The sequence below is a fragment of the Butyrivibrio proteoclasticus B316 genome (genome assembly GCF_000145035.1).
Taxonomy (GTDB): Bacteria; Bacillota; Clostridia; order Lachnospirales; family Lachnospiraceae; genus Butyrivibrio; species Butyrivibrio proteoclasticus.
This window is the reverse complement of record NC_014387.1, coordinates 2,552,895-2,566,843: the sequence shown is the minus strand read 5'-3', so window position 1 is coordinate 2,566,843 and position 13,949 is coordinate 2,552,895. Positions and strand designations below refer to the sequence as shown.

The following is a 13,949-nucleotide window of genomic DNA, read 5'->3' as shown; positions in this document are numbered from 1 at the left end:
TGATTTGGAAGAATTAAATTTAACCCAGGAACAGATAGATATCATAGGTGAAATCGCTAATATCAGTATGGGTAATTCCGCAACCACTCTGAGTATGATGGTCAATAGGAAGGTTGATATCACGACTCCTAACGTTAAGATGATCAAGAGAAGTGAGGCGCTGGATGATTACGAGAAAACCTGTATTTTCGTTCAGATCCATTATGTAAAAGGCCTTCAGGGCAACAATGTGCTTGTCCTCAAAGAACATGATGTGAAAGTCATGACTGATCTTATGATGGGCGGAGACGGCACCAATACTTCAGGTGAGATTACGGAACTTCATTTATCGGCTGCTTCGGAAGCCATGAATCAGATGATGGGAACAAGTGCGACATCTCTTTCATCTATGCTTGGAGTGCCTACAGATATCAGCACACCTATAGTTAATCAGATTGATGTAGAGAGTATAAAAGTCTTTGAAAAAATGTTTGATACCACTTATGATAAGTTTGTTAAAATAGCTTTTAGGATGACGATAGGTGACCTAATCGATTCCGTCATGGTACAATTATATCCGGTGCAGTTCGCAGTGGATATGTGCCAAAAATTTATGGATAAAGGACAGTAATACTTAAAATGAATAAGGCAGAAACACTAGAAATCAAGAAACAGTTTACACCAGACAAATGCACTATCGATCACATTTGCGGATGCTATGTTGATCATGAAAAGAACAAGAGACTTACCTTTAGAAAGGCCTTCGGACAGATTCCGGAGGAGGAGATGTACAAATATCTGGATATTTTCCAGCATACACTTGCAGGTACCTTCGGCAAGAACCTTATTAGTCTTGAGTTCCCTCTGGACCAGGAACAGCCGGGAGGGACTCAAGATTTTCTTTTGACTCTCAGAAATTCAAGACTCGAAGATGACGAGCTCTTAGAAGAGTTTTACGACAAGATCATTGCAAATTATGTAAATGGCGAGAATTATTACATTATTGTAGTCCATGCAGTATATGATATTCCGGGCATCACAAGAGATGGAATAGAGATGGAGGATGCTTCAGAGAAAATATATGATTACATGCTCTGCAGTATCTGTCCTGTTAAACTTTCCAAGGCAGGCCTTGGATACAATGAGTCCAAGAATGTAATTGAGGACAGATTCCGTGACTGGATTGTAGAAGGCCCTACAAAGGGATTTCTTTTCCCCGCATTTATAGAAAGAGATATGGATATTCACAACATGCTCTATTTCACCAAGAAGCCTGATGATCTTCAGCCTGAGTTTGTTGAAGCTATGTTTGGTGGAAGAGCTCCTATTTCTGCTCCGGAACAGAAGGATCTTTTTGATGCGGTTGTTCAGAATACCATTGGCGATGATGCTGACTACGATATCATGAGAAATATCCATGATAATCTTAACGACATGATCGAGAACCATGAAGGTGATCCTGAACCACTTGAGCTTACCAAGAAGGATGTCAAGCAGCTTCTTATGGATAGTGGAGTAGCTCAGGAGAGACTTGATTATTTTGATGAGAACTATGAGAAGTGCGGTGGCGAAGAGACAGATTCTTTCCTGGCCAGCAACATTGCTAATACCAAGAAATTTGACATTGAAACACCTGATGTTGTGATCAAGGTTAATCCGGACAGGACTGATCTTGTTGAATCAAGGATCGTAGACGGAAGGCAGTGCCTCGTAATTGCGGTTGATGACCATATTGAGGTTAATGGCATAAATGTTCGTACCTTCATGAACAAATAATAGGAGAGAGTATGTTCCAGCTTGCAATTGTTGAGGACGAAGATTCTTACGCAGCTCAGCTAATAGAGTACATCGAACAGTATCAGGCTGAAAGTGGCAACTATTTTAAAGTAACCAGGTTTACTGATGGCGATGAGATCACAAATGGGTATAAGGGACAGTTTGATATTATTCTGATGGATATTGAGATGAAGCTTATGGACGGAATGACAGCTGCTGAAGAGATCAGAAAGCTTGACAGTGACGTGATCATTATGTTCATAACCAATATGACCAATTATGCCATCAGGGGGTATCAGGTGGATGCTCTTGACTATGTTCTTAAGCCTGTGAGCTATTTTGCTTTTTCACAGAAGCTTGGGCGGGCTATCAGCAGGATCAAAAAAACTCCCTCCAAGATCATTTCTGTGGATATGCCATCCGGAGTCAAGAAACTTGAGATTGATAATATCTTCTATATAGAAAGTGAAGGACATAACCTTAATTTCTATACTACAAGCGGAGAGTTTACTATACGGGCCAAGATGGGAGATTTTGAGGAACAGCTGTCACCCTATAACTTTTTCAGAAGTAACAAGGGCTATCTTGTAAACCTCAAGTATGTCGATGGTGTCGAGAATGGCTCCTGTATAATTGCAGGCAAGAATCTTCTTATCAGCAGAGCCAGGAAGAATGATTTCATGACTGCACTAACAGATTATATGGCTTCATTGCCATAAATGGGATGATTATGGAGAACATTTATCAGGATATTCCCAGAATATATACCGCACTTGCAGAGTGGCTTGCCTGTCTGACTTATTGTATGGTTATGAAGCGCAAGGTCAAAAATGAGGACTTTGTTCTTGTTACTATCTTAAGTCTCATAGTTCAGAGTATGTTTCTGGTTCTGACTAAGGGACTTCCGGTATTTTTCTGGATTCCATGTATGCTGATCGCTGTTGGACTGATGTATGCATATATGGCTTTTACCTGCGATGACAGCAGGAATGTTATTGGATATTATTGCGCCAGAGCTTTTCTTCTTGCCGAACTTGCAGCGTCTCTTGAATGGCAGCTGGCGTGCTTTTTTAAGAGAAAAACAGATTCCTTATGGGTTCAGCTTTTGATACTTGTGGGAGTTTATCTTCTTGTTTTTACATGGGCTCATTATATGGAAGTGGGCATTACAAGAGGTGTTTTTCAGCTGGAGATCAATAATCGTGAGCTGTGGGCAGCGGTTCTGATTGCTATTTTGGTATTTGCATTTAGTAATCTTAGCTTTGTATTTAGCAATACTCCCTTTTCAGGAGGACTTGCTGCTGATATCTTCTATATCAGAACACTGGTAGATATTGCGGGCATCATGATCCTGTATGTGTATCAGAGCAGGATCTGTGAGCTTCTTGCGGAAAAAGAGCTGCGAAATATCCATTCTATGCTCAAGGCTCAGTATGATAAATACAGAAACTATCAGTCTACCTTCGAAGTTATCAATATGAAGTATCATGATCTCAAGCATCAGATTGCAGGACTTCGGGCAGAGATGAGCGATGATGAGCGAAAAAAGTGGATTGATTCACTTGAACAGGAACTTGAATCCTATAGTCCTGAGCTTGAGACAGGCAACAGTGTTCTTGACACGCTCATTGCAGGTAAGATGATGAACTGCAGAGCCAATAATATCAAGATCACATGCGTTGCAGACGGGGATATCCTCGATTTCATGCATGTTGCGGATATCTGTACTATTTTTGGAAATGCTCTTGATAACGCTATAGAGAGTGTTACACTGATTGATGATCCTGAGAAGAGACTGATCCACTTATCTCTTTCACAGAAAAAGAACTTTGTTTTGATCCAGATCAATAACTACTGCGAGAATACCATAACCCTGAAAAACGGATATCCTGTTACAACCAAGGCTGATAAGGGTAACCACGGTTTTGGACTTAAGAGTATCAGGTATACTATCGAAAAGTATCATGGGACACTTAATTTTGATTTAAATGATAATTGGTTTGAGCTTAAAATGTTGATTCCAAAGGGGAATAATGCATGAATATGCTGGCCATTGCGATAGCTGATTTCGTGGGCTTTATAATGATAATTTCAATGCTTATCAGTAGCCACGTTCTCAGATCTACCAAAAGAGATGAATTTAAAGTATTTACACTGATTGCCACTATTTCGGCAATAGCGTGTATTGTGGACTTTTTGACGTTTTATTGTGATGGCATACCTGGGGCATTTACGAGGATGGTATCTCTTATTGGCAATACCTTCTGCTTTGCGGTAAATCCTATTTTTGCTGTGGGCTGGTGCATGTTTACAGAGTTTAAGCTGTATCAGTCAAGAGCCAGGATCAGGAAAAGATATAAGTATGTGGTAATCCCCGGCGACATCATGGTTTTGCTGACAATAGTCAACATGTTTTATCCTATCATTTTCTATATTGATGAAAATAATGTGTATCACAGGCTGCCCTTTAGCTATATGTTCTATGTAGTTGAAGCGGGTTATATGATCTACAGTTTGATCCAGATAAATCTTTATGAGAAAAGATACGGAAAAGTCAGGTTTTTCCCTGTATACCTGATGATGGGGCCTATCATAATGGGATGCTTACTACAGGTGTTCTTCTATGGAGTATCACTGTTGTGGGTATCTTTTGCATTAGGTATCACATCTTTGTATATGGCGATGCAGAATGAGTTTTCCTATCTTGATACGTTGACAGGCTTGTATAACAGAGCATATCTGGATTATCTGTTTGAGAGTTACGCCAAGGATCATAACAGCAGGCTTGGCGGAATAATGATCGATGTTGATTATTTTAAAAAAATAAATGATACATACGGTCATTCTGTTGGTGATGAGGCGCTTATAGATGTGGCCAGGGTCATCAGATTCAGTAAACCTGATAAGGCGCTTGCGGTAAGGTTTGCAGGTGATGAGTTCATTCTTTTGATGAAGGACTCTTCGGATGAATCTATGCAGAAGATTATCAGTAACATCAGGAACGAAGTAGATCTTTTTAATGACACAGAAGGAAGACAGTATAAGCTTTCTCTGTCTATTGGATATGCCTTATTTGATCCGGACAAGGATGATACTGATAGTTTCTTCAGACATATGGATGACAATATGTATGAAGAGAAGGTCAGAAAGCACTCCCAGAGGGATTAAGAAGGAATGACTTGAATATATATTTTTGCATTGTGTGCAATTCATGACAAAAAGCGTACCGTTTATGACAAAAACGGCACGCTTTATTTTTGCGTGTTAATCTCCTATTGTAAAGCGCTGCTACGAATAATTAATATGGCAGCCCAACAAAGGTAATGATCCTGACCAGATCATTTCCTATTACAAAAAGGGAGGTTAAATTATGTTATCTATCAACATGGACGACGTCATGAACGTCATCAATTCGATCAAGTCTTATTTGATTGCTATTGGTATCATAGTTGCGGTTGCTATCGTTATCATGATCGCAGTTATGAAACTCAAAAAGTCAACCAAGAAGCTTGTAAGAGGCACTGCACTTGTTGCAATGCTCACTGGTATTGTTGTTTGTGTGAATATGATCCTGACAGGACCTATGAGCACAATGATGGATCTTATCAGCGGAAGTGGAACAATTTCTCAGAAAACTTCTGACGAGACAACTGTTCTTGCTCAGGATATTGCAAGAGAAGGTATTGTTCTTCTTGAAAATGAAGGAAATACACTTCCTGTTGCTTCAGGCACTAAGCTTAATGTCTTTGGATGGGCTTCAACAAACCCAATTCTTGGTGGGGCAGGATCAGGTGCTCTTAACGATGCTTATGACACTATTGATCTTCTTACTTCACTTAAGAGTGCAGGAATTGAGACTAATGAAGAACTTACTAAGTTCTATACAGACTACAAGGCTGACAGACCTGTAGTTGGAATGTGGAATCAGGATTGGACACTTCCTGAACCAAATGTATCTCTTTACACTGATTCACTTATGTCTAATGCAAAGAGCTACTCAGATACAGCTATGATCGTTATCAGCCGTTCAGGCGGTGAGGGTGCTGACCTCCCAGCTAACATGACAGCTGTTGTAGATGGTTCATTCAAGGATGGAACTACATATACAGCAGGTACTTATGACGACGCTCTCAACGAGGGTAACGACTGGGATGCAGGTGATCACTATCTTCAGCTTACAAACAGAGAGGAAGAGATGATCGACCTTGTATGCGCTAACTTCGACAAAGTTATCCTTGTATATAACGGAGCTAATGCTTTTGAGCTTGGCTTTATCAAGGATCATCCTCAGATCAAGTCAGTTCTCTGGGCAGCAGGTATGGGACACGTTGGTATGAAGGCTCTTGGTGAGATCGTTGCCGGCGAAGTTAACCCATCAGGTAGAACTATTGATACTTATGTTTACAACATGAAGGAAACACCATGGTGGAACAACTTTGGTGACTTCAACTACACAAACATGGAAGATTTTGCCTATGTTTCAACAGGATTTACAGGGGTTGAGACCAAGGCAGAAGTAAGCTTTATCAACTATGTTGAAGGCATCTATGTTGGCTACAAGTTCTATGAGACAGCAGCAGTTGAAGGTCTCATTGATTATGACAGCGTTGTTCAGTATCCATTTGGATATGGACTTTCATACACATCCTTTGAACAGACAATGGGTGATATTACAGAGTCAAACGGAACAATTTCCTTTGATGTTACTGTAACAAATACAGGTTCAGTTGCAGGTAAGGACGTTGTAGAGGTTTACTACAATCCTCCTTATGAGAATGGCGGAATTGAGAAGGCTTCTGCAAACCTTGTAGAATTTGCCAAGACTTCCATGCTTGAGCCTGGAGCTTCTGAGACAATCACTATCTCTTTTGCAGCAGAAGATATGGCTTCTTATGATTACCAGAATGCTAAGGCATATGTTCTTGATGCAGGTGATTATGAGATCTCTATCAACAAGGATTCTCACAATGTGATCGATTCCAAAACATACTCAGTTGGAACAACTGTTACTTATGACGGAACAAACAAGAGAGAGAGCGACAAGGTTACAGCTACAAACGCATTTGATTTTGCAAATGGTGGTCTTGAATATCTTTCAAGAGCAGATGGCTTTGCTAATTATGCCAAGGCTACAGCAGCTCCTACAGATTACAATATGCCTGCAGATGCTAAGGCTACATTCTATAACATCAGCAACTACCTCACACCAGAGGCTACAGCAGCTGACGAGGATCCAAACGCAGCAGCAGTTACAACAGGCGCTACAACAAGCCTTACACTTAAGGACCTTCGTGGCGTAGCTAAGGATGATGCTAAGTGGGATGAGCTTCTTAACAGCATGTCACTTGATGATATGAACGCTCTTATTTCTCTTGGCGGATATCAGACAAACTCAGTTGATTCTATCGGCAAGGTTCGTACTAATGACTGTGACGGCCCTGCAAGTATCAACAATAACTTTACAGGTGTTGGATCTCTTGGATTCCCTGTAGGTGTAACAATTGCAGCAACATTTAATAAAGATCTTGCTTATTCATTCGGTGATTACATCGGCAAGATGGCAAATGAGATGGATGTATCCGGATGGTATGCACCAGCTATGAACATTCACAGAACAGCCTTTGCAGGACGTAACTTTGAGTACTACTCAGAGGATGGTGTTCTCTCAGGTAAGATTGCTTCTGAGGCTACTAAGGGCTCATGGGCAAACGGAGTATATGCTTACGTTAAGCACTTTGCATTCAACGACCAGGAAGGCAACAGATGCGACATGCTCTGCACATGGACTAATGAACAGGCAGCTCGTGAAATCTACTTAAAGCCTTTCGAAATCTCAGTTAAGAATGTTGAGATGACATCAGTTATGTCTTCCTTCAACTACATTGGTAACCGTTGGGCAGGTGGCTGCAGCGAACTTCTTAAGACAGTCCTCAGAGATGAGTGGGGCTTTAATGGCTTCGTTCTTACTGACTACTTCGGAGTATATGGCTACATGTCATCAGACCAGGCTATCAGAAATGGTACAGACTGCATGCTTGTTAACTATCCTACACAGACTAACAACGTACAGTTCAGAGATACAAACGGAGCTCAGCAGGCTATGCGTGAAGCTACCAAGAACATTCTCTACACTGTAGTTAACAGCCGTGCTTATGCACCTGAGAACCTCAAGACAGGTATGGCTTCATGGAAGGTTCTTATGATCGTTCTTGACGTAGTATTTGGAGCACTTATGCTTTGCCTTATGTTTATCTTCTGCAAGAACTTTAAGAAGAACAGAGAAAAAGAGGCAGCAGCAGAGGCTACTCAGCAGTAATACATAAATAAACAGATTTATAAATATGGAGTCTTGGGGAGCAAAAGAGGTCTTTTGCTTCCCCGGGATTCCAAATTTTGTGAATATAGGTTTCTTATAATTCACATATTAAAGATATAGGAATTGCGAGGGAGAAAATGAAATATCAAGATATCATTGAAAAGATGACAATCGAGGAAAAGGCAGCTTTCTTAAGCGGTAAGGGTGAATGGCAGACCAGGGATTTTGAGAGACTTGGAATTCCTTCAATATTCTGCTCTGATGGCCCTCACGGTATCAGAAAACAGGCCGGTGCAGGAGATCATCTTGGACTTAACGAATCAGTTCCTGCAACATGCTTCCCTACTGCAGCAACAATCGCTAACAGCTGGAATGAAGAACTGGGCGAAGAACTTGGTAAGACTTTGGGCGAAGAGGCAATGGCAGAAGGTGTCAACGTTTTACTTGGACCTGGCCTTAATATCAAAAGAAGCCCTCTTTGCGGAAGAAACTTTGAGTATTTTTCAGAAGATCCATATCTTGCAGGTAAAATGGCAGCATCCTATGTTAAGGGCATTCAGTCCCAGGGTGTATATGCATGCCCCAAGCACTTTGCGGTGAACTCTCAGGAGCTTCGTCGTATGGCTATGAATTCAGTTCTTGATGAACGTACCTTAAGAGAGATATATCTGACTGGTTTTGAAATTGCTGTAAAAGAAGGTAAAGCCAAGACTATCATGTCTGCATATAACGAGGTTAATGGCACATATGCCAATGAGAATAAGCATCTTTTGACTGATATCCTGAGAAAAGACTGGGGATTTGATGGCATTGTGATCACAGACTGGGGTGCATCCAATGATCATGCTCTTGGCGTGGCAGCAGGATCTAACCTTGAGATGCCTAATCCTGGACTTGATTCAGCTAGAGAACTGATCGCAGCTGTAGAGAGTGGCAAGATCAGCATCGAGGATGTTGATGCCAGAGTAGACGAGCTCTTGGATGCAGTAATGACTCTTTATGTCAATTCACAGAATAAAGCTAATGACTTTGACAAGCCTGCACATCATGCGGTTGCCAGAAAGGCTGCTACAGAGAGCACAGTACTTCTCAAGAATGAAGGAAGTATTCTTCCTCTTAAACCTGGTGCCAAGGTTGCAGTTATAGGAGATTTTGCCTTTGTACCAAGATATCAGGGCGCAGGATCATCACTTGTTAATCCGACCAAGGTCGAGACAATTTCAGAAGTTATCGGTAGTTATGACGTTCAGGTAATTGGCTCCAGCAGAGGATATTCACGAACAGGTGAGGAGGATGCTGCAACCAGAAAAGAGGCCCTTGATATAGCTTCAAGAGCAGATATAGTTCTTTTCTTCTTTGGACTTAATGAAGATAGCGAGTCTGAAGGTATGGACAGAACACACATGAGAATTCCTCAGAATCAGATCAATCTTTTGCAGGAACTTGGACAGGTTAATAAGAACCTTGTGGGCATTATCAGTGCCGGTTCTGCTATTGAGATGCCATGGCACCATTATTTCAAGGCTATTTTACACTGCTACCTCAATGGACAGGCAGGAGCAGGTGCGGTTATGGATATTCTTACAGGCAGAGTTAATCCTTCAGGAAAGCTTTCGGAGACAATCCCCAGGCGCCATGAAGACACACCTGCATATCGCTATTATCCAAGTTCACAGAGAACCTCTGAGTACAGAGAGAGTCTCTATGTAGGATACAGATATTACGATACAGCAGATATTCCTGTGCTTTATCCATTTGGATTTGGACTTTCTTATACCAAGTTTGAGTATGACAATCTTACTGTAAATGAAGACGGTGTTTCTTTTGACATTAAGAATGTAGGAGAGGTTGCAGGTAAAGAGGTAGCACAGCTCTACGTTTCACTTCCCGGAGCCAAGGTATTCAGACCAAAGAAGGAGCTTAAGGGCTTTGCCAAGGTTTCACTGGAGCCCGGAGAGAGTAAGAGAGTTGAGATTGCCTTTGATGACAAGACTTTCCGTTACTGGAATGTCAAGACTGATAAGTGGGAAGTTGAAGGCGGCGAGTATCAGATAAGAATCGGCGCAAGCAGCGCTGATATCAGACTTGAAGGTAAGATTTTGAAGAGTGCTACAACGGATGTTCTTCCATATAGCGAGGCAGAGCTTCCATCATACTATAGTGGCAAGATCCAGACTGTAGAAGATGCTGAGTTTGAAAAGCTCCTTGGACGATCTATTCCTGATGGAAGATGGAGCGGACAGCTTACAAGTAATGATGCCATCTGCCAGCTCTATTATGCTAAGAGCGGACTTGCAAGATTTGTTTATAAACGTCTCACAGCTATGAAGAAAAAGGCTGACGAGAGCGGTAAGCCTGATCTTAACATTCTGTTCATCTACAACATGCCGTTTAGAGCAATGGCGAAGATGACAGGTGGAGCAGTCAGCATGGATATGGTTGATGGAATAGTTGATCTTGTAAACGGCCATTTCTTTGGTGGCCTTGGTAAGATCATCAGCGGATATTTCCGCAACAGTAAGCTTAACAAGCAGTATGAAAGTCGCATCAAGAAATAATAGGACGCCATAATACATAGAATATACAACGTCGCTCGTAGTTCTGGACATTACGATGAGCCAATACAATGGTATTGTCTCATCTCCATAGAACTAAAATCGCTCCTATTTGTATATTCAATGTATTATGGCTGACTATGACTAACTAGATGTGATTTATATATTTGATTTTGATTGGAGGAAATGAAATAAAATGAAATTTTGGAATGATTTTGCAGAAAAACATCCCGCTGTGGCTAAATGGGTTCGTGAAGGAGGATTGTTTGTAATTGTCAGCAATCTTATCACAGTGTTTAAGTATTTGTTACTCACATTTTTGCCTGCAGCCTTTGCTTTTCTTGGAGACAGATCATTTGGATGGCCCGGAGTTCCTCTTACAATTGCAGGAGAGACCTTTGACTGGAACATTTTAGGATATGATCAGGCACATGGTGGCCTTGCTTATTTTACAGCTTACATGATCGCAATGGTAATTGGTGAGTGTATCAACTTCCCAATCCAGAAGCTCTTTGTATTCCGCAATCATGATAAGCCAGGCAAGCAGATTGCATGGTATGTTGTAGCATTTATCATCATCACATGTATCGTTAACTCAATCAACTGTATCTGGGTTGCTGTTGCGGGTAAGTTTGTACCTGCTTTTGTTTATAACATTGGTACAACAGTTCTAAACGGCGGTGTCAGCATGGTTGTATTCTTCTTTGTTAACAAGATCATTTTTCCTGAGACAGTCAAGGAAAAATGAGATTCTTTTTAGAGAAGGCATAATAGAAATATGTATTGGGGTTAGGGCTCTGTCGCTATGCGATGGAGCCCTGTTACATTCTGCGGGGGCAGTTGCATAGACGGTTTGAAATTAGTATAATTATCGCGTTTGTGATTGAAATGGACGCGTATTAAGAAAAGATATGAGTAAGAAGGTAAGTTGGGGAATATGAGTATGTGGAACTGGCTCGGAATAGAGCCGACAAGCAATATAAGTGAAATTAAGAAGGCCTATTCAGAGGCTGCCAAGAAGTATCATCCGGCTGAGCATCCGGAGGAGTTCAGACAGCTTCGTGACAGTTATAAGAAGGCCATGGAATATGCCAAAAGGTGTAACGAGGGTACAACTACCAGCCCATACATAGAAGAGCACCTGGCAAGACAAGCCGAATATCATGATCAAAAAGAAGAATTTGAGCAAAGAGAGATAAAAAGAAATCAAGAGCCTGGTAGATCATCTGATACAAACGATAAGCTGAGATTCGACAATATTTCAAATGCTCAAAATCCCCTTAAGAAGGCTGAAAAAGAAAGCCTGAGTTTTGATCAGATTCCAAATGCAACAAATCCTCTTAAAATGGATGAACAGAAAGAACAGGAGGAATTTGACTTTGAGCAGATAGGAAAAACTGTAGAGGAACCGGAAAAGCCGGGACTTGATTTTAGCAAAATTGATGGCATAGACAGATTGTCAGCAAGACAAAGCAGAATGCTTTATTTTGCGGGAGAGATGCTCCTTGCGGCTTCGACAAAACCTGAAAAATATGGTTGCAGGGAGATAGCAGAGGCTATTTTCTATAACTGGGATAAAGAGCCTTATGCAGGTGAAATAACGCCTTCCTTTATTGAACTGTTCATTGACATGCTGGGATCTGTAAGCGGATTTGACAAGCAGGCCATAGAGGTAATAGAGAATACATTATTTGGTAATAAAAGTGGAAGTGAATATGATGAGCTTCGTGCCAGATTCAAGGCTTCCCTGATAGAAAACCCTAATGTTAAGCGTTACAAAGACAAAGCGGAGCGGGATGATATAACAAACTTTTTGATAAAGTACACCGAAACTGCAACTCATTCGATCAGCTTTCAATATGTTATTCCTGAAGGAAAGATCAAGCCCTTATTAAAGGGAACAGTATATCCTGTCAGAAACATTTTATTGTTTGTGGGAATGCGGCATGAGTATTATTTCATTGAAGATCTGACAATGAGGGTTAATGAAAAGACAGATGAGCTCACTATTACAGATGCAGTTAACAAGGTAATCCTTAAAGCGCCTGCTACGCATAAAGATTATCAGTTCCTGTACAGCCATCTTGTTGAATACGGATGCAAGGTTATTAGCGAAGAGAGTATAAACATAAAAACGTTTATCAGTCCATTAAACAGTGCAGGCAAGCTATTTGAATATTTTACGAGCAGGTTCAAGATGTTTGCCATATCCCTTGTTACTGCTTTTTTGATCTTGAGTATTTTCTCTATAGTAATAAATGCCGATTTTGAAAACATAATACTTAATGCTATAAGGGTATTCGTGATATTCGTCTCCTTATTAACAGTTTGGATACCTGTTGCACTATGTGTGATTTCCGGATTATCATCAGCAGTATATCTGATAAGCATGATCTTTTTTGTTCCTGTGATCGGAGAAATGCTGCGGGATATTAAAAATGGAGATGCCGTGTATGAACGAGGCGCCGGAGTGTTTATTTTTAAAAGATATATAGTATCTGTAGCCGGTTCTCACTATCAGGTACTTCCTATAGAAAAGATCATGTCTTTTAATCTGACCAAACCTGAAAGCCCGGATAGACAAGCTACTATTACCTGCAATACTACAATCGGGATCAGCAAGAGCTTTTTTGCTGGATTATATACACCTGCCATGGCTGTGTATATGCTATTGGAGGAAAGACTGCACGCTATAAAAGAGCAGCTTTTGTCTCCTTCACTTGAGAGAAAGTATGAACGTCTTAAAGCCCGTAAAATAAGACCATTTCTTAGTCCCTTCTTACTTGACAGAAACATGAGGGACACCTACCAGATGGCTGCTGCTGTTATTCCTATAGCTATAGCTGCTACAACTTTTGCTGTACTAGATTATGCTAATGCTGGGTCACGCAGCTATCAAGGAATGTTGTTTTACAGAGAGGCAGCAGCTGCCGTACTATTTTGCCTGGTAGGACTTATCAGCCTTATTCCGATTTGGAGTTTTAGAAGATATTCATCCGAGCTTCTTATAAACATCGGAATACAGTGCAAGCATATGCCATCTTATTACAACAAAGTGTACGGAATATATGTACTCAAAGACTATTTTGTATCAATAGATAAGTGGATGCTTACAATCATTCCATATAACGATATTGTAGCAATAGGCAAAGAAGTTATTGGCGGGAAATCCGTGATCAGAATACAGACAACAGATAAAAAAGAGTACGTCTGGGGAAATAACAAAAACGTACAAGCCAGGATCAATGCTCAAAACATCAATGAGATACTGGGGCATTACGTTGAGCTTACTAAGAAGACTGCATAATTTAATTTATAATGAG

Annotated in this window: 9 protein-coding genes; all 9 read left to right on the top strand. The window is 40.8% G+C overall.

Translation table 11 applies throughout. The annotated features are described in order from the left end of the window. The first annotated feature begins 4 nt into the window (after window positions 1-4). The 9 genes from fliY to BPR_RS10600 all read left to right on the top strand — a co-directional run bounded on the left by fliY (window position 5) and on the right by BPR_RS10600 (window position 13,933). Entirely contained in the window at window positions 5-610 is a 606-nt protein-coding gene (gene fliY / locus BPR_RS10640; RefSeq protein WP_013281488.1) for a flagellar motor switch phosphatase FliY, read from the top strand. Window positions 611-618: 8 nt separating this feature from the next. Beyond that, a complete protein-coding gene (locus BPR_RS10635) occupies window positions 619-1,755 on the top strand; it encodes a DUF4317 domain-containing protein (RefSeq protein ID WP_013281487.1) in 1,137 nt (378 codons plus the stop codon). Between the two features lie 11 nt (window positions 1,756-1,766). Next, window positions 1,767-2,474, top strand: coding sequence for a LytR/AlgR family response regulator transcription factor (locus tag BPR_RS10630; RefSeq protein WP_013281486.1), 708 nt, complete (start codon window positions 1,767-1,769; stop codon window positions 2,472-2,474). An 11-nt stretch (window positions 2,475-2,485) separates the two neighbouring features. Beyond that, entirely contained in the window at window positions 2,486-3,796 is a 1,311-nt protein-coding gene (locus BPR_RS10625) for an ATP-binding protein (RefSeq protein WP_013281485.1), read from the top strand. Next, window positions 3,793-4,923: a GGDEF domain-containing protein gene (locus tag BPR_RS10620; RefSeq protein WP_013281484.1), complete on the top strand. Its 1,131-nt coding sequence runs from the start codon at window positions 3,793-3,795 to the stop codon at window positions 4,921-4,923. The genes BPR_RS10625 and BPR_RS10620 overlap by 4 nt, the downstream gene beginning before the upstream one ends. Window positions 4,924-5,125: 202 nt before the next feature. Beyond that, a complete protein-coding gene (locus BPR_RS10615; protein ID WP_042256938.1) occupies window positions 5,126-8,071 on the top strand; it encodes a glycoside hydrolase family 3 N-terminal domain-containing protein in 2,946 nt (981 codons plus the stop codon). Between the two features lie 137 nt (window positions 8,072-8,208). Further along, the gene (locus tag BPR_RS10610) at window positions 8,209-10,629 is read left to right on the top strand and encodes a glycoside hydrolase family 3 C-terminal domain-containing protein (protein ID WP_013281482.1); all 2,421 of its coding nucleotides are present in this window, start codon (window positions 8,209-8,211) and stop codon (window positions 10,627-10,629) included. A 193-nt stretch (window positions 10,630-10,822) separates the two neighbouring features. Next, window positions 10,823-11,374 (top strand): GtrA family protein, encoded by a 552-nt coding sequence (locus BPR_RS10605; RefSeq protein ID WP_013281481.1) that lies wholly within the window; start codon window positions 10,823-10,825, stop codon window positions 11,372-11,374. A gap of 195 nt (window positions 11,375-11,569) precedes the next feature. Further along, window positions 11,570-13,933 carry a J domain-containing protein gene (locus tag BPR_RS10600; RefSeq protein ID WP_042256936.1) on the top strand — a complete coding sequence of 788 codons (2,364 nt, stop codon included), beginning with the start codon at window positions 11,570-11,572 and terminating at the stop codon, window positions 13,931-13,933. The last annotated feature ends 16 nt before the right edge of the window (window positions 13,934-13,949 follow it).